Source organism: Klebsiella sp. 54 (genome assembly GCF_018223875.1).
GTDB classification, from domain to species: domain Bacteria; phylum Pseudomonadota; class Gammaproteobacteria; order Enterobacterales; family Enterobacteriaceae; genus Klebsiella; species Klebsiella quasipneumoniae.
In genome coordinates, this window is sequence record NZ_JAGRRA010000010.1 from 376,418 (window position 1) to 400,420 (window position 24,003).

Genomic DNA, 24,003 nt, shown 5'->3' on the forward strand with positions numbered 1-24,003 from the left:
GCTTCAAAGAAAGTTTTCGCCAGTCAGGGTATGGTACGCGCTTTCTGAAATGTGTGGTTTGCGGGTATGTACGAGTTTGATCTGGTGTTGCTGCTGCTTCAGCAGATGTGCGTATTTTTGGTCATCGCGTGGTTGATGAGCAAAACCCGACTGTTTATCCCCCTGATGCAAGTCACCGTTCGCCTGCCGCACAAGCTGCTGTGCTACGTCACCTTCTCCATTTTCTGCATTATGGGGACCTATTTTGGTCTGCATATCGAAGACTCTATCGCCAACACCCGCGCCATCGGCGCCGTGATGGGCGGCCTGCTCGGCGGCCCGGTGGTCGGCGGGCTGGTGGGGCTGACCGGCGGCCTGCACCGCTACTCACTGGGGGGGATGACCGCCTTAAGCTGTATGGTCTCCACCATCGTCGAGGGGCTACTGGGCGGTCTGGTGCACAGCGTGCTGGTCAAACGCGGCCGGCCGGACAAAGTCTTTAGCCCGCTCACCGCCGGGGCGATCACCTTCGTGGCCGAGTTGGTGCAGATGATGATCATTCTGCTGATTGCCCGCCCGTTCCAGGACGCCCTGCATCTGGTGCAGAGCATTGCCGCGCCGATGATGGTGACCAATACCGTCGGTGCGGCGCTGTTTATGCGCATTCTGCTGGACAAGCGGGCGATGTTCGAGAAGTACACCTCCGCTTTTTCCGCCACGGCGCTGAAGGTGGCGGCGTCCACCGAGGGGATCCTGCGTCAGGGGTTCAACGAAGAGAACAGCATGAAGGTGGCCCAGGTGCTTATCCAGGAGCTGGATATCGGCGCGGTGGCGATCACCGATCGCGACAAGCTGCTGGCGTTTACCGGCATCGGCGACGACCACCATCTGCCGGGCAAACCTATCTCCTCGTCGTATACGCAACGGGCGATTGAGACCGGGGAGGTGGTGTATGCCGACGGCAACGAGGTGCCTTACCGCTGCTCGATTCATCCGCACTGTAAGCTGGGATCGACGCTGGTGATCCCCTTACGCGGTGAGAACCAGCGGGTGATCGGCACCATCAAACTGTATGAGGCGAAAAACCGTCTGTTCAGTTCGATCAACCGCACCCTCGGAGAGGGTATTGCTCAGCTGCTGTCGGCGCAGATCCTCGCCGGGCAGTACGAGCGGCAGAAGGCGCTGCTGACGCAATCCGAAATCAAGCTCCTGCATGCCCAGGTTAACCCGCACTTCCTGTTTAACGCGCTCAACACCCTGAAGGCGGTGATCCGTCGCGACAGCGAGCAGGCCGGCCAGCTAGTGCAGTATCTGTCGACCTTCTTTCGCAAGAACCTGAAGCGGCCGACGGAAATCGTCACCCTCGCCGATGAGATAGAGCATGTTAACGCCTATCTGCAGATTGAGAAGGCCCGCTTTCAGGCTAACCTGCAGATCCAGATGGCGGTGCCGGAAGGGCTGGCGCATCACCAGCTGCCGGCCTTTACCCTCCAGCCGATCGTGGAGAACGCCATTAAGCATGGCACATCGCAGCATCTAGGCGTCGGCGAAATTACCATTCGCGCCAGCCAGGACGATCGCTGGCTGCAGCTGGATATCGAAGATAACGCCGGGCTGTACCAGGCCAACCCTCAGGCCAGCGGGCTGGGGATGAATCTGGTGGACAGGCGGCTGCGGGCGCGTTTTGGCGCCGACTGCGGCATCAGCGTCACCTGCGAGCCGGAGCGCTTTACCCGTGTCACCCTACGTCTGCCCCTGGAGGAGAATGCATGCTGAGAGTATTGATCGTCGATGATGAGCCGCTGGCGCGGGAAAACCTGCGTATATTGCTGGAGACACAGCGCGATATCGAGATCGTCGGCGAGTGCGGCAACGCGGTGGAGGCGATTGGCGCGGTACATAAACTGCGTCCCGACGTGTTGTTTCTCGACATCCAGATGCCGCGCATCAGCGGTCTGGAGATGGTCGGGATGCTCGACCCGGAGCACCGCCCCTATATTGTGTTTCTCACCGCCTTTGATGAATACGCGGTGAAAGCCTTTGAGGAGCACGCTTTTGACTATCTGCTCAAGCCGATTGAAGCTGCGCGGCTGGAGAAAACCCTCGCCCGCCTGCGCCAGGAGCGTAATCTGCAGGATGTGTCGCTGCTGGATGATGCTCAGCAGACGCTGAAATACATACCCTGTACCGGTCACAGCCGTATCTGGCTGCTGCAGATGGAGGATGTAGCCTTCGTCAGCAGCCGGATGAGCGGCATCTACGTGACCGACCGCGAGGGCAAGGAAGGGTTTACCGAGCTGACCCTGCGCACCCTTGAGAGCCGCACGCCGCTGCTGCGCTGCCATCGCCAGTATCTGGTGAATATGGCGCACCTGAAGGAGATTCGCCTGGAGGAGAATGGTCAGGCGGAGCTGCTAATGCGCGCCGGGCAAACGGTGCCAGTGAGCCGACGCTATTTAAAAAGCCTGAAAGAGGCGATTGGCCTGTAAAGCTGCTACACTGCGCCCCATTGCATCATCGACAGTAAAAGGCACTCATGCTCAGTAATGATATTCTTCGTAGCCTGCGCTACACCCTGAAAGTCAATAATAACGATATGGTGCGCATTCTTGCGCTATCCGCGATGGAATCCACCTCCGCCAGCTTCGACACCTGGACCACGAAAGAGGATGAAGAGGGCTTTGTCCGCTGCCCGGACATTATTCTGTCGGGTTTCCTCAACGGCCTTATCTATGACAAGCGCGGCAAAGACGATTCGGCGCCGGAGTTAGCGCTGGAGCGTCGGGTGAATAACAACACGGTGCTGAAAAAGCTACGGATCGCCTTCTCGCTGAAAACGGACGATATTGTGGCGATCATGAGCGAGCAGAAATACCGCGTGTCAGTGCCGGAAGTGACCGCCATGATGCGATCGCCTGACCACAAAAACTACCGCGAGTGCGGCGACCAGTTTCTGCGCAATTTCCTGCGCGGGCTGACCCAGCGGGTGCATCACCCGAAACCGTGATTTTTGCCGGGTGGCGGTTTCGCCTTACCCGGTCTACATAACCCGTAGGCCCGTGCAAGCGCAGCGCCGCCGGGCAAAAAAAAGCCGGATGGTTAATCCGGCTTTTTTTATTATTTCACCTGCTGACCCGGCCTGGCGCCGTCGTCAGGGCTTAACAGGAAGATATCCTTCCCGCCAGGGCCGGCGGCCATCACCATCCCTTCCGAGATACCGAAGCGCATTTTGCGCGGCGCCAGGTTGGCGACCATCACCGTCAGGCGGCCAATCAGCGGCTGCGGATCCGGATAAGCGGAGCGGATGCCGGAGAAGACGTTACGCTTCTCGCCGCCCAGATCCAGCGTCAGGCGCAGCAGCTTGTCGGAGCCTTCAACAAATTCCGCGTTCTCAATCAGCGCCACGCGCAGATCGACTTTGGCGAAATCATCAAAGGTGATGGTGTCCTGAATCGGATCGTCCGCCAGCGGGCCGGTCACTGGCGCAGCTGCGGCTTTCACCTCTTCTTTTGACGCTTCAACCAGGGCTTCCACCTGTTTCATCTCGATGCGGTTGTACAGCGCCTTAAACGGATTGACCTTGTGCGCCAGCAGCGGCTGCTGAATGGCGTCCCAGCTCAGCTCGCTGTTGAGGAACGCTTCCGCACGCGCGGCCAGCTGCGGCAGGACCGGTTTCAGCCAGGTCATCAGCACGCGGAACATGTTCAGACCCATGGTGCAGATGGCCTGCAGGTCGGCGTCGCGGCCTTCCTGTTTCGCCACTACCCACGGCGCCTGCTCATCGACATAGCGGTTGGCCACGTCGGCGAGCGCCATGATTTCGCGGATGGCCTTACCGAACTCGCGGCTGTCCCACGCTTCGCCGATGCTTTCCGCCGCGTCGGTGAAGGTTTTGTACAGCGCCGGGTCGGCCAGCTCAGCGGCCAGCACGCCGTCAAAACGCTTGCTGATAAAGCCGGCGTTGCGCGAGGCGAGGTTAACCACCTTGTTGACGATGTCGGCATTCACGCGCTGGATAAAGTCTTCCAGGTTAAGGTCGATGTCATCGATGCGCGAAGAGAGCTTGGCGGTGTAGTAGTAGCGCAGGCTGTCAGCGTCGAAATGATTTAACCAGGTGCTGGCCTTGATAAAGGTCCCGCGCGACTTGGACATCTTCGCGCCGTTGACCGTCACGTAGCCGTGCACGAACAGGTTAGTCGGCTTACGGAAGTTGCTGCCTTCCAGCATCGCCGGCCAGAACAGGCTGTGGAAGTAGACGATGTCCTTGCCGATAAAGTGATACAGCTCGGCCGTGGAGTCTTTCTTCCAGTATTCGTCGAAGCTGGTGGTGTCGCCGCGCTTGTCGCACAGGTTCTTGAAGGAGCCCATGTAGCCGATCGGCGCGTCCAGCCAGACGTAGAAGTATTTGCCCGGCGCGTTCGGAATTTCGAAGCCGAAGTACGGCGCATCGCGGGAGATGTCCCACTGCTGCAGGCCGGACTCAAACCACTCCTGCATTTTGTTCGCCACCTGCTCCTGCAGCGCGCCGCTGCGGGTCCACGCCTGCAGCATTTCGCTGAATGACGGCAGGTCGAAGAAGAAATGTTCGGAGTCACGCATCACCGGCGTGGCGCCGGAGACCACCGATTTCGGGTCGATAAGCTCGGTAGGGCTGTAGGTCGCGCCGCACACTTCGCAGTTATCGCCGTACTGGTCTGGAGATTTACACTTCGGACAGGTGCCTTTCACAAAACGGTCCGGCAGGAACATGCCTTTTTCCGGATCGTAGAGCTGAGAGATGGTACGGTTTTTGATAAAGCCGTTCTCTTTCAGACGAGTGTAGATCAGCTCCGACAGCTCGCGGTTCTCATCGCTGTGCGTCGAGTGATAGTTGTCGTAGCTGATGTCGAAGCCGGCAAAATCGGTCTGATGCTCCTGACTCATCTCGCCAATCATCTGCTCCGGAGTGATACCGAGCTGTTGCGCCTTGAGCATAATCGGCGTGCCGTGGGCGTCGTCGGCGCAGATGAAGTTGACTTCATGGCCGCGCATTCGCTGGTAACGGACCCAGACATCAGCCTGGATGTGCTCCAGCATGTGGCCGAGGTGGATGGAGCCGTTGGCGTACGGCAGGGCGCACGTTACCAGAATTTTCTTCGCGACTTGAGTCATAGTGAGCATTACATCTTCTGTTGTAAAAAGGGCTTCCGATATTACCAAAAGGGCTGTGGGTGCGCCATAAATGGCTGCCCATATATGGATAATCCTTACCTGTGATAAACTCTGTGATTACTGAAAGCATCTCAAAACAACAAAGGAGTCGGGATGAATTCGCAATCCCAGGCCAAATCCCCCGAGCGCCTACGTGCGATGGTCGCCGGGACGCTGGCCAATTTCCAGCACCCAACCCTGAAGCATAACCTCACCACCCTCAAGGCGCTGCACCATGTCGCCTGGCTGGATGATACCATTCATATTGAGCTGCAGATGCCGTTCGTCTGGAGCAGCGCCTTCGAAGCGCTGAAAGAGCAGTGCAGCGCCGAGCTGCTGCGCATCACTGGCGCGAAGGCTATCGACTGGAAGCTGACCCACAGCATCGCCACCCTCAAGCGCGTGAAAAACCAGCCCGGGATCAACGGCGTGAAGAACATTATCGCCATCAGCTCCGGGAAAGGCGGCGTCGGTAAATCCTCCACGGCGGTAAACCTGGCGCTGGCACTCGCCGCGGAAGGGGCGAAGGTGGGCATTCTGGATGCCGATATCTACGGCCCGTCGATTCCCACCATGCTTGGCGCGGAGGACAGCCGCCCGACCTCGCCGGACGGCACCCATATGGCGCCGATCATGAAGTACGGGCTGGCCACCAATTCCATCGGCTACCTGGTGACTGACGACAACGCCATGGTCTGGCGCGGCCCGATGGCCAGCAAGGCGCTGATGCAGATGCTGCAGGAGACCCTGTGGCCGGATCTGGATTACCTGGTGCTGGATATGCCGCCGGGCACTGGCGACATTCAGCTGACGCTGGCGCAGAACATTCCGGTGACCGGCGCGGTGGTGGTCACCACGCCGCAGGACATCGCGCTGATCGACGCCAAAAAGGGCATCGTGATGTTCGAGAAAGTGGAAGTGCCAGTGCTGGGGATCGTGGAAAACATGAGCATGCATATCTGCAGCAACTGCGGGCACCACGAGCCGATCTTCGGCACCGGCGGCGCGCAAAAACTGGCCGAGAAATACCACACCCAGCTGCTGGGCCAGCTGCCGCTGCATATTACGCTGCGGGAAGATCTGGATAACGGCACGCCGACGGTGGTGGCGCGTCCGGACAGCGAATTTACCGACATTTACCGCCAGCTGGCGGGCCGGGTGGCGGCCCAGATGTACTGGCAGGGAGAAGTGATCCCGGGTGAGATTGCCTTCCGCGCCGTTTAAGGCCGCGGCGAGCGCATCAGCCAGTATCCGCCCTCGGGCGAGGCGCCCTGTGCTTCGATGGTCCAGCCGTGACGCTGGTAGAAGCGCAGGGCGTTTTTATTTTCCATCAGGCACTTCAGCGTCCCGCTGGCGGTAAAGGTCCGTTCGACCTGCGCCAGCAGCGCGCTGCCGATATGTTTGCCCTGCCAGTCCGGGTCGACGAACAGATGGTGAAGGAAATTATCGGCGGTCCATACGGCGGCAAAGCCCACCGGCAGGCCGTCGCATTCCGCGACCCACAGCTGTTCATCCGCGGTGGCGGCATCAAAATCTTCCAGCCGCCAGGTCGTGGAGGGAAGCCAGGTCCACGACACACTGCGCGCCCGCAGGAAGAGCTGGCGCAGCGCCGGAAAGTCCGCTGGTTCGCCGGGGCGGATGCGGATATTGAGCGGATCAGCGATGATAGAAGATCTCGCCATCGTACACCTTGAGGATTTTGCCTTCGGTGTCGGTGATCAGCACGTAGTTACCGCCCATATAGGTCCAGTGGCTGCCGGCGTCCGGCGCGGGAAGATTACGCTGCTGCCAGCCTTTGATGTTGTATTCCGGGGTAAGGTACATCGCCGGAACGGTGTCGCCAATGTGAAACTGGGTGAAGTCGGCGGTGAACTCTTTCAGCGCATACTGCTCGATCCCCGCGGCAGAAGCCGTCCAGCTGGCGCCAGCGGTGGCAAGGAGTACGCCCAGAAGCATCATTTTTGTTTTACGCATAATTTCCTCAATATTACCTGGACTCAAAATAGCAGCCTCGTATCATTCCTGATGCGTTGCTGAAATGGCAAGCACTGGATTTTTAAAAAGTGTAAGCAAAACACGGCGCAAGTCCTGCGCTGCTTGCGTTGCAGCGACGGTGATGCGTATTTTGGGAGCAATCTGAAGCAGGGGAGAATCGGCATGTTCAGGCTGGAAGATCTGACCTTATTTGTCCGCGCCGCGGCACTGGGCAGTTTTAGCGACGCCGCGCGCGAGGCGGGGCAGCAGCCGGCGCAGGTGAGCGCGGCGATTAAACGTCTGGAGACGATCCTCAATATTCGCCTGTTCGCCCGCTCGACCCGCAGCCTGCGCCTGACGCCGGAGGGGGAGACCTGGCTGCCGTATGCCACCCAGATGCTCGATACCCTCGAGGCCGGCCTGCAGAAGATCCAGACCCCGGATGATGAAATTCGCGGCATGCTGCAGATTGCCGTGCCGTCAGACCTCGGGCGTAACCTGCTCCTGACCTTGTTCCGCGACTTTCGGCAACGCCATCCGGCGCTGCGCCTGCGGCTGCTCTTTTCCGACCAACTGACCGACGTGTTTAAAGATCCGGTGGACGTCGCGTTTCGCTATGGCAATAACGATGACGCCTCGTTTATTTCGCTGCCGGTGGCGCCGGAAAATCGTCGGGTGCTGGTGGCCTCCCCAGAGTGGATCGCCCGCCACGGCGAGCCGCAGACCCTTCAGGAGCTCGGCCAGCACAATGCGTTGATCTACATTTTGCGCGGCCGCCCGTTCGACCGCTGGTCACTGAGCCTCGACGGAGAAGTTCAGCAGCAGAAGGTCTCCGGCACGGTGATGAGCGACGACGCGGAGGTGATCCGGCGGCTGGCGGTGGCCGGGGAGGGCATTGCCTATAAATCGATGCTCGACGTCAGCGACGATCTGCGGGCGGGCCGCCTGCGGCGCCTGCTACCGCGTTACCAGGGGGATATGGTGCCGTTAAACCTGATTTGTCCGCACCGCAAGCAGCTCTCTGCCGCGGTGCGTTTGTTATATGAAGAGGTGAAAGCACATTGTGAAGGGCTTAATGTCTGACTAAGGTCGCGAAGTAGTAGACCAGCGGGACGGCCAGCACCCACAGGCCAATCGGGATTTCCCGCCACTTGCCGGCGATGGCCTTGATCACAATGTAAAACAGCAGCCCGCCGGCGATACCGGTGCCGAAGCTGTTGGCGATGAGGGTGATCATCACCATCATCAGCACCGGCAGGCCGTCGGTGAAGTTGCCGAGATCCACTTTGCGCAGGCCGCTGAACATGTTCAGGCCGATCAGGATCAGCGCCGGGGCGGTGGCCTCCTTCGGGATCATCAGCGCCACCGGCGTGAACAGCAGCATCAGCAGGAACATCACCGCTGCCGACAGCGCGGTGAGGCCGGTTTTGCCGCCGGCTTCCGCTGCCGCCGAGGACTCGATCAGCGCCGTTGCCGCCGGAATCCCCACCCACGGGCCGAGCGCCGCAGCAATCGAATCGACCATAAACGGGCGATTAATCTGCGGCATGTTGCCTTCTTCATCCAGCAGACCTGCCTCGCCGCCCACCGCCAGCGTCGTCCCCATGGTGGAGAAAAACTCAGAAGCGAAAAAGACGAACAGGAACGGCAGGAAGGCGATGTTTAACGCCCCCAGCAGGTCGACCTGTCCCAGCACCGGCGCCAGCGAGTGGGGGACATCGATAAAATGCGTCGGCAGTTTGGTCACGCCGAACGGGATCCCCACCAGGGTAGCGCACAGAATGGCCCACAAAATGGCGCCTGGCACCTTACGCGCCTGCAGGGCTATCGCCAGGAACAGGCCGCACAGCGCCACCAGCGCGCCGGGGGCGAGAAAGTCGCCGAGCATCAGGGCGTTGGTTTTGGCATTGGCGAGCACCAGCCCGGCGTTGCGAAAGCCGAGAACGGCGACAAACAGGCCGATGGAGGCCGTCAGCCCCAGCTTGATCGACTGCGGCACCGAGCGGGTGACCACTTCGCGCAGGCCAAAGCGGGTCAGCAGGAAGAAGAGAACCCCTGACCAGCAGGCGATCCCGAGGCCTGTCTGCCAGCCAATCCCCTCGCTACCGGCCAGCGTAACCCCTACCAGCACCGAGCCGCCAATGCCCGGGCCGACGATAAACGGCAGGTTGGCGTAAAACGCCATCAGCAGCGAACCGACGACGAAGACCAGAATGGTGCCGGTGGTGGCGGCGCCTTTGTCCATCCCGCCGATCGCCAGCAGTCCCGGGATGACCACCAGTAAATAGGCGGCGGCGAGGAAACCGGTGATCCCGGCCAGGCATTCAGTGCGTAGCGTGCCGCCGCGCGAGCGCAGCGCAAAGCGGCGCTCCAGCCAGTTATCGCGGGCGGAAGAGTGAAGTGTGTTATCGGCCATGCTCAGGCTCCCTGAGGATTATTGTTGTGAGGCGTTGGCGCCGGGGTCTCCCGGCAGGCTATCAACGGGTCGACTATCTGGCGGCTGCCGCCGTCGGTGAGACCCAAATCGGTTAAATGCGGCCCGGCGTTACAGGCAAGACAGGTGCCTTCAATAGCCTTGAAGACCCGGTACGGCGGCTCCCAGTCAGCGACTCTGCTGCTCAGATCGCGCAGCTCGCGGAACTGACGCGCCAGCTCGACGGCCGGCAGATCCGACAGCATGCCGGCAATCGGCATCGCCACATGGGCGAGGATCTCGCCCTGTTGCGCCAGCGCCATCCCGCCGCCGGAGGCGATAAGCTGGTTGGCCGCCAGCGCCATATCCTCAGCATCGCGCCCGAGCACCACCAGATTGTGTGAGTCGTGGGAGTAGCTGGTGGCGATGGCGCCGCGCAGCTCGCCCCAGCCTTCAAGCAGGGCGATTTGCGGCGTCGCCTGATGGCGGCCGTGGCGGTGCTTGACCCAGATCAGGCTGAAGCCGGCGGGCAGCTGGACCTGGCCGTCGCGGATCTGCACCTCGACCTCACCCCACTGGGTGAAGCGCGCGCCGCGGATATGGCGCAGGCGGGCGACGCCGTGGCGAATGCCCTTGATGCGCAGGATAAAGTCATCGGCGGCGAGGGGGGCTATCTGTAAGGTATCGCGCGGCGGCGTTACGCCCGGCGCCGGGGCGATCGGCTTCAGCAGGCGGCCGGCCTGGGCCAGCCGTTCCCCGCCAACATAGACTTCGCGGGCCGCCAGTTTTTCCAGGGAGTCAAACACCACCAGATCGGCGCGCCGCCCGGCGGCAATCAGCCCGAGATCGTGGCGCTGCAGACGAATAGCGGCGTTGAGGGTGGCGAAACGCAGCGCGTCGACCGCCGGTAAACCGTGCTCGATCAGCAGGTTGAGCAGGGCGATGATCCCGCCTTTCTCCAGCAGCATATCCGGCGGCACGTCATCGGTGCAGACGGTGATCTGCGAGGAGAGGTGCGGCAGCGTTTTCAACGCCGCGACGATATCCGGCAGCAGATAGGGGTGCGAGCCGCGGATCTCGATCGTCAGTCCGGCGCGCAGTTTTTCCAGCGCGTCGTCCGCCGAGGTCAGTTCATGATCGGAGGTGACGCCGGCGGCGAGGTAGGCCTGCAGGTCGGCGCCGCTCAGGCCGCGGGCATGGCCTTCAATCAGTTTGCCGCTGTTGAGACCGGCCTGGACAATCTCCTGCATCCGCTCGCTGCCGTGCAGCACGCCGTGCATATCCATCACTTCCGCCACACCGCGCACTTCCGGCCAGCCGAGCATGGTCTCCATTTCCGCGCCGGCGAAATCGGCACCGGACATTTCGAGGCCGGGGGTGGAGGGGACGCTCGACGGCGCGGCGACCATCACCTGCAACGGCAGGTGGCGGCTGGCGTCTACCGCGTAGCGCACGCCCTCGACGCCGAGAACATTGGCCAGCTCATGCGGATCCCAGAACACCGCGGTGGTGCCCTGGGTGAGGACGATTTCGGCGTAGCGCTCGGGTGGCAGATGCGAGCTTTCGAGGTGCACATGGGTGTCCATCAGGCCGGGCGACAGGTAGCTACCGGCCAGGGAATGCACTTCATGGGCGTCGGCGCGGCTGCCGCGGGGGTGGACGCTGGCGATCATCTCGCCGACGATACCGACGTCAGCGGGACGAATTTCGCCCGTGGCCATATCGACGATCTGCGCATCGACCAGCAGCAGATCAAACGGGGATTCGCCGCGCGCGGCCTGCACGGCGCGACGGCGGACTTGAGCATTGCTGGACATAACCACTCCGGCACAAGGATAATGCGGATACTCTAGGGGCACAGCAAACGTTTGCCCAGATGAATAAATTTATCACCCGATAAGCTCGGGTTATTGTGCAGGACCACCGTAGCGAACCCGATAATGAAAGAACCCTGGCAGCGGCTGCCCGCGCTCTCACTTAAACAGCTTCAGTATTTCGTCACCCTGGCCCAGCTGCGCCATTTTACCGATACCGCCAGTCGGCTGGCGATTAGCCAGCCGGCGCTGAGCAGCGCCCTGCGGCAGATTGAAACGGTGCTCGGCGGCAAGCTGGTCAACCGCACCGCTTCGGCGGTCACCCTGACTGAGCTGGGGGCGGCGATTTTACCCCACGCCCAGCGGATCCTCAGCGTGGCGCAGGCGGCCTTTTTCGATATGCAGCAGATCGTCGAGGCGGGCGGCGACGGGACGGTGCGCATCGGCCTGGTGCCGTCGGTCAGTTCGCTGCTGTTTCCGCTGCTGCCGCAGACCCTGGCCCAGGCCTTTCCCCGCCTGCGCATTGAATTTCACGATCAGACCAACGATGCGCTTATCCTGGCGCTGCAGCGTGGCGAGATTGATTTCGGCATCGGGGCGATCGACAGCTCACTGCCCGCGGAATTGCTGGTCTATCCGCTGCGCGACGATCCCTTCGTGGCGGTGCTGCACCGCGACGATCCGCTGGCCGCGCAGGCGCATCTGCCGTGGAAACAGCTGGTGGGGCGGGACATTGCCGTGTTCTCGAAGGGCAATATCCAGCGGCTGGTGGCGGCATTAGTGGAGAGCCATCGCCTTACGCTAACCACCCGCTACCAGGTGGACTATATCGAAACCCTGTATGGCCTGGTACGCTCGCGCTTAGCGGTGGCGATTCTGCCGGAGCTGTACACCACCCATCTGCAGGACCCGGCGCTCAAGGTCGCCCAACTGCAGCAGCCGGCGTTGACCCGCACGGTGGCCCTGATGCGCGGGCCGCAGGCGCTGCCGCCGCTTATCGAAGACTGTTTTTCCCTGCTACAGGCCGCCTTGCGCTAGGGCAGGTGCTTGATCAGCACGTCTATGGTTAAGTGGTTGATGTACTCCAGCGAGTGTGAGGAGAGGACGCCCAGCAGCCGGTTATGGTGCCCGGCAATAATTAAATCGATCTGCCGCTGTCGAATGCAGGCTTCGACATCTTCAAACCGGCGAGTGGTCACCAGCGAGAGAGTATCCACCGGCAGGGAGACGGTGCAGGCCAGCTCGTTGAGCAGGGCTTTGGCCTGGATCACCTCCTGCGAGACCTGATCGTCGCGCAGGCTGTCGGAAACATAGTTCAGCGCCCGGTAGTCGGTGCTGATGTGGGCGATGGTGATGCGCATGCCGTTCTCTTCTGCCATTCTGGCGGCATGCTCGAGCAGCGGGACGCCGTCCTGACTGCTGTTGATCAGTACCAGCGCATGGTGATAAAGCGCCATAAATACCTCCGCGCATAAAGTTGTCCTCAGCGTATTTTGAGCCGCATACGGGGGGATGGCAAACCCGCGGGCGCGTTTGCCTGAAGATAACGCTCCCCCGCGGCCTGACGGGCGGCGGGGGAGCGTTCGGCGCGTTGCGCTTACGGGGTGACGATGTTGAACCAGAAGGCAAAGGTGTCCATGTAGCTCAGCATTTCGTCGAGCTTAGCGCCATTGCCGCTAATGTTAACCTCGCCGTTAGCCTGAGCTTGCTGCAGCGTCTCCTGTTTCAGGATGATCTTATTCAGGGTGTCGCGGCTGAGCGAGATGCTGGCGTCAGCGTTGTCGGCTACCGCATTGGCGGTATGGTTAAGCACGCCGTTTTCCAGCTCCAGTTTGTACTTGCCGCCGTCTTTACCCAGGTCGATATTAAAGACCGCTTTAGCCGCCCCGGCTTTTTCGCCGTTGAGATGCACCCCGAGGTAATCGAAGAACATTTCCGGCGTCATCGCCCGCACGGTATCCGGGCTGGCGGTGTTCGGCGTAGGCAGTTTCTGCACGCCGTTACGCAGCTCCTGAGCGCCGGTGAGGTAGAAGTTGCGCCAGGTCCCGGCTTCCGCCTGATACCCGAGCTGCTCCAGGGCGTCGGCTTCCAGATGACGCGCCTGCTGATTGTTAGGATCGGCGAAGACGATTTTGCTGGTCACCTGCGCCACCCAGCGGTAGTTCCCCTGCTGGTAGTCGGCTTTGGCTTTCTGCATGATGGCATCGGCGCCGCCCATATATTCCACGAACTTCTTCGCCGCCTGCTCTGGCGGCAGCTCGTCGAGGGTGGCCGGGTTGCCATCGAACCAGCCGAGGTAGAAGACGTAGGTCGCTTTCACATCGTGGCTGACGGAACCGTAGTAGCCGCGGCTGGACCACTGTTTCTCGAGTGAATCCGGCAGCTTGAAGTTGGCGGCGATCTCATCGCGGGTCATGCCCAAATTCGCCATCCGCAGAGTCTGGTCGTTGATATAGCGATACATATCGCGCTGACCTTTCATCAGCTTAACGATATTGTCGTTCCCCCAGGTCGGCCAGTGATGCTGAGCGATAATCACTTCCGCATCGCTGCCCCAGCGGTCGATGGCGGCGTTGATGTATTTCGACCACGCCAGCGGATCGCGGATTTTGGCGCCGCGCAGCGAGTAAGTGTTGTGCAGGGTATGGGTCACATCCTCTGCCGCCTCGATCATTTTCTTCTCTTTGACATACCACAGCATCTCAGACGGCGCTTCTGAGCCCGGCGCCATCATAAAGTCATAGGTCAGACCGTCGATCACTTCCTGCTGACCGGTATGGGTAATGTAGTTGGTCGGCGGGATCAGCGTGACGGTACCCGCCGAGGTGGTGGTGCCGAGACCGGCGCCAACCTGACCTTTGGCGTCCGGCTTCAGCAGGTTGCCATACATATAGCTGGCGCGGCGGCTCATCGCGGTCCCGGCCATGATATTTTCGGAAACCGCTTCTTCCATAAAGCCGGCCGGGGCGTAAATTTTCACTTTACCGGCTTTGACATCGGCTTCATCCACCACGCCGCGGATACCGCCGTAGTGGTCCACATGGCTGTGGGTAAACAGCACCGCCACCACCGGTTTTTTCGGCCGGTGGGCAAAATAGAGCGCCAGAGCCTCTTTGGCCGGTTCGGCGCTTAGCAGCGGGTCGATGATGGTGATCCCGGTTTTGCCTTCAATAATGGTCATATTGGACAGATCGAGATTACGGATCTGGTAAACGCCGTCGGTGACTTTGAACAGACCGCCGATATTAAGCAACTGTGACTGTCGCCACAGGCTGGGATTGACGGTGTCCGGCGCCTTTTCTCCCTCTTTGACGAAATGATATTTGGCGGGGTCCCAGATAATATTTCCCTGGTCACCTTTGAGCATCGCCGGCGGCAGGGGCGCGATAAATCCCTGATGGGCGTTGTTAAAATCGGTTTTATCCGCAAACGGCAGTTTACGGTATAGCGCCTGGTTCGCCTCCCGCGTGGCCGGTGTGGCATCCTGTTGTTGCGCGGCGGCAAAGGCGGTTATCGACAAAGACGATAACATTCCGGCCAGCGCCAGATTTTTGGCTATCTGATTTAATTTCATCACTACCTCTCAGGTAATTTATTACGTGGGAATAAAAGCAATATTTCCCGCTTAAAAAGTGAATGGCTTGCGGTTTATTCTAAAGGCTAATATTCCGCTGAATAGTCCCATATGGGACTGGCGCGGCGCCGCCAAAGGATCCTCTCGTCTTTAGCAGGCGAGGACTGCTATACTGTCGCTAACGGCGCAGGCGAGGGCAGCGGATGAATTTCCAGGAAATACATAGTTATTATAAAACGTTAGCCATAGCCGACTTTTTTGCCGATATCCTCGTGGAAGGTGAAGAGGTTATTCTCGCCGCCAGTAAAAAATGGCGTCCGGAGTCAGGATATATTTATTTTTGTACCGAGGGTTCGTTATCAATATTAATGCCGGATAATGGATTGAGTATTGGTAATTCCATTGAGCATATGCCGATTGGCCTGATGGAGCGATATTGCCCGATGGCGAAATTTGAATATATCGGTAGCGCTCCGGTGACGCTGCGTAAAATTACCTACGCGACCTTCGATCGTCTGTTCATTGATAATCACCCGCAGCGCGTTGAGGCGCTGGCGAAAGTGCTGGTGTTCATGAGTATCTTTACCATCGACCTGCACAATGAACGCCGTCAGGTGACCAGCTATCAGACGATTCGCCCGATGCTGTATCGCTATCTGTATCGGCAGCATACGCATGAGGGTGAAAATGAGGGACTGGCGTTATTTATCATCAGGCGTACCAATCTTTCGCGCACCCATGTGTTTCGCGTGCTGGCGGAATTAAAGGCGGGGGGATATATCACCATGAAACGTGGCAAGCTTATCTCTATCGATCGACCGCTGCCCGCAGAGTACTAAACGTCGCTGAGAAGGTAACAAGGCGGTATTCACCGCCCTGCTACCCACGACGCCCGTCAGCGAATCATTACGGCGTCACGATGTTAAACCAGAAGTCAAACGGGTCCATATAGCCAAGCATTTCATCGAGTTTAGCCCCGTTACCGCTGATTTTCACATCGCCCTTATCTTCCGCCTGCTTCAGGGTCTCTTCTTTGAGGATGATTTTATTCAGGGTGGCGCGATCCAGCGTCAGGGTGGCATCCGCCTCTTTGGCTTGCGCATTCGCGGTGTGGTTCAGCACGCCGTTTTCCAGCTCCAGCTTATATTGGCCGCCATCACTGCCGAGATCGATATTGAACACCGACTTCGCGTTACCCGCTTTTTCGCCATTGATATGGACCGCCAGATAATCAAAGAACATTTCCGGGGTCATGGCGCGGACGGTGTCCGGGCTGGCGGTGTTCGGGGTCGGGCCTTTTACCACACCGTTACGCAGCTCCTGGGCGCCGGTGAGATAGAAGTTACGCCACGGGCCGGACTCCGCCTGATAGCCTAACTGCTCCAGGGCATCGGCTTCCAGATTACGCGCCTGCTGATTGTTAGGATCGGCGAAGACGACTTTGCTCACCACCTGGGCCACCCAGCGGTAGTTACCCTGGTCGTAATCCTCTTTCGCTTTCTTCAGGATGGCATCCGCGCCGCCCATGTACTCGACGAACTTCTTCGCCGCTTCTTCCGGCGGCAGTTCGTCAAGGGTGGCCGGGTTGCCGTCGAACCAGCCGAGATACAGCACGTAGGTGGCCTTCACATCGTGGCTGACCGAGCCGTAGTAGCCGCGGTTAGCCCAGGTATTGGCGAGGCCGTCCGGCAGCTTAAAGTGAGCCGCGATTTCATCGCGGGTCAGGCCTTCGTTAGCCATCCGCAGGGTCTGGTCGTTGATGTAACGATAAAGGTCACGCTGACTCTTCAGCAGGTTAACCACGTTCTCGTTGCCCCAGGTCGGCCAGTGGTGCTGGGCCATTATGATCTCAGCCTTATCGCCCCAGCGAACGATCGCCTGGTTGATATATTTCGACCACGGCAGCGGCTCACGGATCTTCGCCCCTCGCAGCGAGTAGGTGTTATGCAGAGTGTGGGTGACATCCTCTGCGGATTCGATCAATTTCTTCTCTTCGATATACCACAGCATTTCTGACGGCGCTTCGGAGCCCGGCGCCAGCATAAAGTCGTAGGTCAGGCCGTCGATCACCTCTTTCTGGCCGTCCTTGTCAATAATATTGGTTGGCGCAATCAGGGTGACAGTGCCCGCGGAGGTCGTGGTGCCCAGACCGGCGCCCACCTGGCCTTTGGCGTCCGGTTTCAGCAGGTTGCCGTACATATAGCTGGCGCGGCGGCTCATGACGTTCCCGGCCATGATATTTTCCGCCACTGCGGCTTCCATAAAGCCGGACGGCGCGTAGATTTTTACTTTACCCGCTTTGACGTCGGCTTCATCAACCACGCCGCGCACGCCGCCGTAATGGTCAACGTGGCTGTGGGTGTAGATCACCGCGACGACCGGTTTTTTACCCCGGTTTTTATAGTAGAGATCCATGCCGACTTTGGCGGTTTCAGCCGAGACCAGCGGGTCTACGACGGTGATCCCTTCTTTTCCCTCAATGATTGTCATATTGGAGAGATCAAGATTGCGGATCTGGTAGACCCCGTCGGTGACTTCAAACAGGCCGCTGATGTTGATCAGCTGCGACTGGCGCCACAGGCTCGGGTTCACCGTCTCCGGCGCTTTTTCCCCTTCTTTAATGAAGGCGTACTGGCCCGGATCCCAGATGACATTGCCCTGTTCGCCTTTGATGACCTCTGGCGGCAGGGCGGCAATAAAGCCTTTATGCGCATTGGTGAAATCGGTGTTATCGGAGAAGGGGAGCTGGTTGTAGAGGGCATCGTTTGCTTTTTTGGTCGCTTCGGTCGCCTCTTTGGCTGACGTATCTGCCCAGGCAGCAAAAGCGAGATTACTTAACATACCCGCTAACGCTAACCCTTTCACTATCGGGGTTAATTTCATTGGAATCCTCATTAATGGCATGGTTCGTTCGGTTTTACCGATATAACGCAGGTGACTGTTTGTTACGGATTTTTTAAATATAACCATGCATTAACATTCATCCAGTTTTGCTTACAAAAAATGCGCGTTTTACTTCTTTTGTATTACTGACGCTGGCGGGAAAAGAAATCAGCCTGGCTTGTGTTACACCGCCACATTTCGTACCCTGCTTCAGGAAAATGTTGTACCGCTTTTATGACTCGGGGTGCCCTTCTTCGTTGAAGGCTGAGAAATACCCGTACCACCTGATCTGGATAATGCCAGCGTAGGGAAGTCAGAGACCGCAGGGTCATTGCTTCTACCTCGTCTGGCGGGAGCAAACCATGCCTGAGCTGCTGAATCCCGCGCCTGTCGCGCACCTGCGCCATCTGCTGCGCGCCCATTCCCCCCTTGTGCACTGCATGACCAATGACGTGGTGCAGACCTTTACCGCCAATGTTCTGCTGGCTGTCGGCGCCTCGCCGGCGATGGTGATCGATCCCCGCGAAGCGGCGCAGTTCGCCGCCATCGCCGATGCGCTGTTAATCAACGTCGGCACCCTGACCGCAGACCGCGCCGTGGCCATGCGCGCCGCAGTGGAGCAGGCCCGCCAGGCCGGCAAGCCCTGGACGCTGGATCCGGTGGCGGTCGGCGCCCTGACCGTGCGCACGGCCTTTTGTCACGAGCTGTTGGCCCTGCAGCCGGCGGCCATTCGCGGCAATGCCTCTGAAATTCTGGCGCTGGCCGGGATGAGCGGTGGCGGGCGCGGGGTGGATACCACCGATACGGCCGCCGCAGCGCTGCCGGCGGCCCAGGCGCTGGCTCGTCAGCTGAGTACCGTAGTGGCGGTCACCGGCGAGGTGGACTACGTCACCGACGGCGAGCGGGTGCTCAGCGTGGCGGGCGGCAGTGCGCTGATGACCCGGGTGGTGGGCACCGGCTGCGCGCTGTCGGCGGTGGTGGCGGCGAGCGCGGCGCTGCCGGGCGACCGGCTGGAAAACGTGGCCGCCGCCTGCGGGCTAATGAAGCAGGCCGGGGAAATCGCCGCCCGTCAGGGAGGCCCAGGCAGCTTTATTCCGGCGTTTCTCGACGCGCTGTATCAGGAGGTGCAGGGATGAAACGCATCAACGCCCTGACCATCGCCGGCACTGATCCCAGCGGCGGGGCCGGTATCCAGGCCGATCTGAAAACCTTCTCCGCGCTGGGAGCCTATGGCTGCTCGGCGATCACCGCCCTGGTGGCGCAGAATACCCGCGGCGTGCAGTCGGTCTATCGTATTGAACCGGACTTTGTGGCGGCGCAGCTCGATTCGGTATTCAGCGATGTGCGCATCGATACCACCAAAATCGGCATGCTGGCGGAGACCGATATTGTGGAAGCCGTGGCCGAGCGGCTGGCGCGCTACCGGGTGGCCAATGTGGTGCTGGATACCGTCATGCTGGCGAAAAGCGGCGATCCGCTGCTGTCGGCCTCGGCGGTGGAGACCCTGCGTCAACGATTGTTGCCGCAGGTGTCGCTGATCACTCCAAACCTGCCGGAAGCGGCCGCTCTGCTTGACGCCCCCCATGCGCGCAACGAGCGCGAAATGCTGGAGCAGGGGCGGGCGTTGCTGGCGCTGGGCTGCGGCGCAGTATTAATGAAAGGCGGCCATCTCGACGATGCCGAAAGCCCGGACTGGCTCTTCACCCGCGAAGGGGAACAGCGATTTACCGCGCCGCGAGTGCAGACCAAAAACACCCACGGCACCGGCTGCACGCTCTCCGCCGCGCTGGCGGCGCTGCGCCCGCGTCACGCTGACTGGGCGGCCACCGTTACCGAGGCCAAGGCCTGGCTGTCGGCGGCCCTGGCCCAGGCCGACTCCCTGGAGGTGGGCCACGGCATCGGACCGGTACACCATTTCCACGCCTGGTGGTAAATGGCAGCGTAACGGGACAGCAGAATCTCCTGAAAAAATGCCCTCCCGGCTGGAAAATAGGCTAAGTCGGTACCAGGCTTAACCTGCCCAAAATAATTGGGTTGGGATAATGCATGCCGGCTCCGGCCGGCCTTACGGGAGATTGCTATGACTGATATTACGCAGTTGCTGGGCAAAGATGCCGAGAGCCTTTTGCAGCACCGTTGTATAACCATTCCGGCCGACCAGCTGTATCTGCCTGGCGCAGATTATGTTGATCGGGTTATGGTGGATAACAACCGGCCACCGGCGGTGCTACGCAATATGCAAACCCTGTACAACACCGGACGTCTGGGGGGGACCGGTTACCTTTCCATTCTGCCGGTCGACCAGGGCGTGGAGCACTCGGCGGGGGCTTCCTTCGCCGCCAACCCGCTGTACTTCGATCCGAAAAATATCGTCGAGCTGGCGATCGAAGCCGGCTGTAACTGCGTGGCGTCGACCTACGGCGTGCTGGCCTCGGTGTCGCGCCGTTACGCGCATCGCATTCCTTTCCTGGTGAAGCTCAACCATAACGAAACGCTGAGCTACCCCACCGAGTACGACCAGACCCTCTACGCCAGCGTTGAGCAGGCGTTCAATATGGGGGCGGTGGCCGTGGGCGCGACGATCTATTTCGGCTCGGAACAATCGCGTCGTCAGATAGAAGAGATCTCCGCTGCCTTTGAGCGGGCGCATGAGCTGGGCCTGGTCACCGTGCTGTGGGCCTATCTGCGCAATTCGGCTTTCAAGAAAGACGGTGTCGACTATCATGTTTCCGCTGACCTGACCGGTCAGGCCAACCACCTGGCGGCCACCATCGGCGCCGATATCGTTAAGCAGAAAATGGCGGAGAATAACGGCGGCTACAAAGCGGTTAACTTCGGCTATACCGACGACCGGGTGTACAGCAAACTGACCAGCGATAACCCTATCGATCTGGTGCGCTACCAGCTGGCCAACTGCTATATGGGCCGCGCCGGGCTGATTAACTCCGGCGGCGCGGCGGGCGGGGAGACCGACCTTGCCGACGCGGTGCGCACGGCGGTGATCAATAAACGCGCCGGCGGCATGGGGCTGATCCTCGGCCGTAAAGCGTTTAAGAAATCGATGGCCGACGGCGTGAAGCTGATCAATGCCGTGCAGGATGTCTACCTCGACGGCAAAGTCACCATCGCCTAAGGCGAAAATCCGGGCGTTACCGCCCGGATTGCTCGTTGTTCCTACCCGATGTCGGGTTTATTAAGACTCCGCCGCGTTGGCGGTAAACGGTTTTGCGCCCTGAGCACTGGTAAAGCCAGGCTGTTCAACGCGGATTAACGGGCACAGGAAGAAGGCCAGGATATATAAGGCGGTATAGGCAATCACCACCCCGATGGTGCTGAAATAGGGCAGCAGCACCACGGCGATCGCCGGCGCCAGAAAGTTCGACAGCCCGGCTGACAGGTTATAGACCGAAATCGCCGCGCCTTTATGGTTCGGCTCCAGCGCCGGGAACACCGCCGCCATCGGCACGAATGCGGCGACGAAAATACCCAGGGCAATAGCCGGCACCAGCGCCATCGCAAAGCTGTGGCCAAAGTGCTGAGGGATGTAGTAAAACGCCAGGCTGGAGAACGCCATCCCGATGCAGCCGAACCAGCGAATCACCTTCATCCAGCCCATTTTCTCCGCCACGATCCCCCAGAAAACGTTCGAAAAGATGGTGGTGAAGAAGAAGGCCGCCCACACCTGGAGCCACTCCGAGGTGGTAAAGCCCAGCTCATCAACGAACATCATCGGCATAATCACCGCAAAACCAAACAGCGACAGAGTGTTAATAATGCGCACAATGCTCGAGAACAGGATGCTGCGGTTGGTATAGAGCAGCGTCGCGGCGCGCCCCAGTTCGGCGAGTTTTTCGCGAGTGGTCAGGTTCTGCATATGGCGCGGCGTTTCGGTATGACGCATCGACACCAGCGCAATGATGCCGCCGGTGGCGCAAAAGACCAGCGCCAGCCACAGGGTGCCCATTTCGCCAATGTGGGGAATGGTGAAGCTCGGAATATAGCTGCCGAACACGCCGATGCCCACGGAGTAGACCGCCCAGAACCAGCCCAGCGCAGAGCTGGAACTGTCGCTGCGAACGTTGTGGATAATGGCGACGATAAATGAGTAGAGGAACAGCGGGTAGGCCAGGCCGCGGATGCCATAAAACAGCAGGATCAGCGCATAGTTGGCGCGACCGAGGCCGAAGACGAGGAACAGTACATGGAATACGCACCACAGCACGAAGCCGATCATCATGGCCTTGCGTGGGGTGATGATCTCCGCCACCACGCCGGAGACCCACGCCGACAGGGCGGCGGCCAGACCGTATAGCGTAAAGGCAAAGGAAGCCTGCGCCGGGGTGAATCCGAGTGCTTTGATGTAGTGCGACAGAAAAGCCAGCTCAAAGCCGTCGCCGGTCATAAACACGGCGATGGCGACATATCCCCAGATGAGGTTGAGCGGTAGACCGTACCACTGTTTGTTATTAACGGACATGTTGACCTCGATTTCAGAGTGCAGATGAGTGTCTCCGCTGCACAGCAGCGGAGCATTATTGTTATTAAAAAAGAGGGATGTTATTCGCGAATCAGCCTGCCGGCCTCTTGTAGCGCCTTATAGGCCTCATACCTGCGCTGATGTAGCGAGCTAAACGCAGTCTCGCTGTGATAGGTGGCATCCACCTGAGTAAATTGCTTCATGGCCTCCGGCAGCGAAGCCGCGATTCCGCCCGCGACGGCGCCGAGGATGGCGGAGCCTAACAGCACCGGCTCGCTGCAGGCGGTGCTCACGACGCTAACGCCGCAGGCGTCGGCCAGCAGCTGCCGCACCAGCGGATGCTGTCCGGCCCCGCCGCTGATGACGATATTTTCACTCTCAATTCCGCAGGCGCGCTGGGCGTCGAGGATCTGTCGCAGGCCATAGCCAATCCCGCATAACCCGGCAACGTACAGCGCGGTCAGGTTATCCAGGTCCCGCTCCATCCCCAGCCCGGCAATCAGCGCTTTCGCGTGGGGGTCGGCAAGCGGCGCGCGGTTACCGAGAAACTCGGGCACCACGTGTAGACCGGCGGCCAGCGTGACCGCCTCAGAAGGCGAGGCAGCCTGCGTCAGTACGCGATCTGCCAGCCAGACCGGCAGAGGGACGCCCGCGGCTTGCGCCTGCTCGCGAGCCGCCGCCGCCGCCGGATGGAAGCTCAGCAGCTGGTCGATTGCTGCGCCGGCGGCGCTTTGTCCGCCTTCAATCAGCCAGTAGCCCGGGACCATCGCCGAATAGTAGGGGCCCCAGACGCCGGGGACGAACACCGCTTCCTCAGTGGTGGTCATGGTGCAGGAAGAAGTGCCGAAGACGTAGGCCATATTGTTGACCGCGCCGTTAAGCACCCCAACGGTGCCGATGCCGCCCGCGTGGGCGTCAATCATCCCCACCGCCACCGGCGTGCCGATCGGCAGGCCCATCTCTTCTGCCGCCGTGGCGCAAAGACCGTCGCCGCAAGGGGTTCCAGGGGCGACAATCCGCTGGCCGATGCGGACAAAATCTTCATCCGCCAGCTCGTCGAGGCCAATCTGGCGGAAGTAGCCGGCATCCCAGCGTTGTTCATGCGCCAGGTAGGTCCATTTACAGGTCACAGTGCAGACCGAGCGGGCGTCATCGCCGGTTGAGCGCCAGGTAAGGTAATCGGCGAGGTCGAAGAAGTGGCGCGCCTGCTGATAGATGTGCGGGCGATTCTCCTTCAGCCACAGAATTTTCGGCGTTTCCATCTCCGGCGAGATTTTGCCGCCAACGTACTGCAGTACCGGGTGGCCCGTCGCGTTGATCTTTTCCGCCTGCGCGGTGGCGCGATGATCCATCCAGACAATAATATTGCGGTCCGGATCGTCCGAAGGCCCGACCGCCAGCGGCGCGTCGTTATCGCCAATCACCACCAGCGAGCAGGTGGCATCGAAGCCGAGCCCGGCGATCGACGACGGCGGGACGCCGGCGCTGGCCACCGCGGTTTTAATGCAGTAGCACACCGCCAGCCAGATTTCACGGCTCGACTGCTCAACCCTATTCCCGGCGCTGCGAAACAGGGTAATTTCCCGGGTCGCGTGGGCGAGAAGCTCGCCCCGCAGATTGAAGACTCCGGCGCGCACGCTGCCCGAACCGACATCCACACCAATAATGTTTTGCGTATCGTTTTGCATCACATCCTCTC

Annotated in this window: 20 protein-coding genes and 1 riboswitch; of the genes, 10 read left to right on the forward strand and 10 right to left on the reverse strand. The window is 60.1% G+C overall.

The window, feature by feature from the left end:
• The first annotated feature begins 66 nt into the window (after positions 1-66).
• The 3 genes from KHQ24_RS20255 to KHQ24_RS20265 are packed head-to-tail and all read left to right on the forward strand — an operon-like array spanning position 67 to position 2,986.
• Positions 67-1,755, forward strand: coding sequence for a sensor histidine kinase (locus KHQ24_RS20255; protein ID WP_004201596.1), 1,689 nt, complete (start codon positions 67-69; stop codon positions 1,753-1,755).
• Positions 1,749-2,468, forward strand: coding sequence for a two-component system response regulator BtsR (gene btsR / locus KHQ24_RS20260; RefSeq protein ID WP_004144215.1), 720 nt, complete (start codon positions 1,749-1,751; stop codon positions 2,466-2,468). The genes KHQ24_RS20255 and btsR overlap by 7 nt, the downstream gene beginning before the upstream one ends.
• Before the next feature lie 47 nt (positions 2,469-2,515).
• Positions 2,516-2,986, forward strand: a complete 471-nt coding sequence (locus tag KHQ24_RS20265) for a DUF1456 family protein (RefSeq protein WP_017899341.1) — start codon at positions 2,516-2,518, stop codon at positions 2,984-2,986.
• 110 nt (positions 2,987-3,096) lie between these two features.
• Here KHQ24_RS20265 and metG read toward each other — a convergent pair whose 3' ends face one another.
• Positions 3,097-5,130 (reverse strand): methionine--tRNA ligase, encoded by a 2,034-nt coding sequence (metG, locus tag KHQ24_RS20270; RefSeq protein WP_032456480.1) that lies wholly within the window; start codon positions 5,128-5,130, stop codon positions 3,097-3,099.
• Positions 5,131-5,283: 153 nt separating this feature from the next.
• On the opposite strand from metG, the gene apbC reads away from it, so the two are divergent.
• Entirely contained in the window at positions 5,284-6,393 is a 1,110-nt protein-coding gene (gene apbC, locus KHQ24_RS20275; protein ID WP_062914156.1) for an iron-sulfur cluster carrier protein ApbC, read from the forward strand.
• On the opposite strand, the gene KHQ24_RS20280 is transcribed toward apbC, so the two are convergent.
• Positions 6,390-6,851, reverse strand: coding sequence for a GNAT family N-acetyltransferase (locus tag KHQ24_RS20280; RefSeq protein ID WP_032456396.1), 462 nt, complete (start codon positions 6,849-6,851; stop codon positions 6,390-6,392). The genes apbC and KHQ24_RS20280 overlap by 4 nt on opposite strands.
• The gene (locus tag KHQ24_RS20285; protein ID WP_017899344.1) at positions 6,826-7,143 is read right to left on the reverse strand and encodes an RcnB family protein; all 318 of its coding nucleotides are present in this window, start codon (positions 7,141-7,143) and stop codon (positions 6,826-6,828) included. Before KHQ24_RS20285 ends, KHQ24_RS20280 begins: the two co-directional genes overlap by 26 nt.
• 183 nt (positions 7,144-7,326) lie before the next feature.
• Between KHQ24_RS20285 and KHQ24_RS20290 the strand changes: the two genes are divergently transcribed.
• Positions 7,327-8,226 carry a LysR family transcriptional regulator gene (locus tag KHQ24_RS20290; protein WP_004201589.1) on the forward strand — a complete coding sequence of 300 codons (900 nt, stop codon included), beginning with the start codon at positions 7,327-7,329 and terminating at the stop codon, positions 8,224-8,226.
• Here the strand turns inward: KHQ24_RS20290 and KHQ24_RS20295 are convergent.
• Together KHQ24_RS20295 and KHQ24_RS20300 are read right to left on the reverse strand one after the other, a co-directional pair.
• Positions 8,216-9,559 carry an NCS2 family permease gene (locus KHQ24_RS20295; protein WP_023318729.1) on the reverse strand — a complete coding sequence of 448 codons (1,344 nt, stop codon included), beginning with the start codon at positions 9,557-9,559 and terminating at the stop codon, positions 8,216-8,218. The genes KHQ24_RS20290 and KHQ24_RS20295 overlap by 11 nt on opposite strands.
• Before the next feature lie 2 nt (positions 9,560-9,561).
• Positions 9,562-11,373 (reverse strand): adenine deaminase, encoded by a 1,812-nt coding sequence (locus KHQ24_RS20300; protein WP_080828048.1) that lies wholly within the window; start codon positions 11,371-11,373, stop codon positions 9,562-9,564.
• 120 nt (positions 11,374-11,493) lie between these two features.
• Here KHQ24_RS20300 and KHQ24_RS20305 point away from each other — a divergent pair, with 120 nt between their 5' ends.
• Entirely contained in the window at positions 11,494-12,408 is a 915-nt protein-coding gene (locus KHQ24_RS20305; RefSeq protein ID WP_025999155.1) for a LysR family transcriptional regulator, read from the forward strand.
• Here KHQ24_RS20305 and KHQ24_RS20310 read toward each other — a convergent pair.
• Entirely contained in the window at positions 12,405-12,827 is a 423-nt protein-coding gene (locus KHQ24_RS20310) for a universal stress protein (protein WP_032456392.1), read from the reverse strand. The genes KHQ24_RS20305 and KHQ24_RS20310 overlap by 4 nt on opposite strands.
• 140 nt (positions 12,828-12,967) lie before the next feature.
• Positions 12,968-14,944: an alkyl/aryl-sulfatase gene (locus KHQ24_RS20315; RefSeq protein WP_004201584.1), complete on the reverse strand. Its 1,977-nt coding sequence runs from the start codon at positions 14,942-14,944 to the stop codon at positions 12,968-12,970.
• Positions 14,945-15,147: 203 nt separating this feature from the next.
• On the opposite strand from KHQ24_RS20315, the gene KHQ24_RS20320 reads away from it, so the two are divergent.
• Complete coding sequence (locus KHQ24_RS20320) at positions 15,148-15,783, forward strand: helix-turn-helix domain-containing protein (RefSeq protein ID WP_023318724.1); 636 nt, start codon at positions 15,148-15,150, stop codon at positions 15,781-15,783.
• Positions 15,784-15,850: 67 nt separating this feature from the next.
• On the opposite strand, the gene KHQ24_RS20325 is transcribed toward KHQ24_RS20320, so the two are convergent.
• Positions 15,851-17,827: an alkyl/aryl-sulfatase gene (locus KHQ24_RS20325; RefSeq protein ID WP_211777436.1), complete on the reverse strand. Its 1,977-nt coding sequence runs from the start codon at positions 17,825-17,827 to the stop codon at positions 15,851-15,853.
• Positions 17,828-18,057: 230 nt separating this feature from the next.
• A riboswitch (TPP riboswitch) is annotated at positions 18,058-18,155 on the forward strand.
• 34 nt (positions 18,156-18,189) lie between these two features.
• Between KHQ24_RS20325 and thiM the strand changes: the two genes are divergently transcribed.
• The 3 genes from thiM to fbaB all read left to right on the forward strand — a co-directional run bounded on the left by thiM (position 18,190) and on the right by fbaB (position 20,960).
• Entirely contained in the window at positions 18,190-18,963 is a 774-nt protein-coding gene (gene thiM / locus KHQ24_RS20330; protein ID WP_004201581.1) for a hydroxyethylthiazole kinase, read from the forward strand.
• Positions 18,960-19,760, forward strand: coding sequence for a bifunctional hydroxymethylpyrimidine kinase/phosphomethylpyrimidine kinase (gene thiD, locus KHQ24_RS20335; protein WP_009307429.1), 801 nt, complete (start codon positions 18,960-18,962; stop codon positions 19,758-19,760). Before thiM ends, thiD begins: the two co-directional genes overlap by 4 nt.
• Positions 19,761-19,907: 147 nt before the next feature.
• Positions 19,908-20,960, forward strand: coding sequence for a class I fructose-bisphosphate aldolase (gene fbaB, locus KHQ24_RS20340; RefSeq protein WP_004201578.1), 1,053 nt, complete (start codon positions 19,908-19,910; stop codon positions 20,958-20,960).
• Positions 20,961-21,020: 60 nt separating this feature from the next.
• Here fbaB and KHQ24_RS20345 read toward each other — a convergent pair whose 3' ends face one another.
• Positions 21,021-22,304, reverse strand: coding sequence for an RbtT/DalT/CsbX family MFS transporter (locus KHQ24_RS20345; RefSeq protein ID WP_060656124.1), 1,284 nt, complete (start codon positions 22,302-22,304; stop codon positions 21,021-21,023).
• Positions 22,305-22,384: 80 nt separating this feature from the next.
• Positions 22,385-23,992, reverse strand: coding sequence for an FGGY-family carbohydrate kinase (locus KHQ24_RS20350; RefSeq protein WP_127113328.1), 1,608 nt, complete (start codon positions 23,990-23,992; stop codon positions 22,385-22,387).
• Positions 23,993-24,003 lie beyond the last annotated feature (11 nt).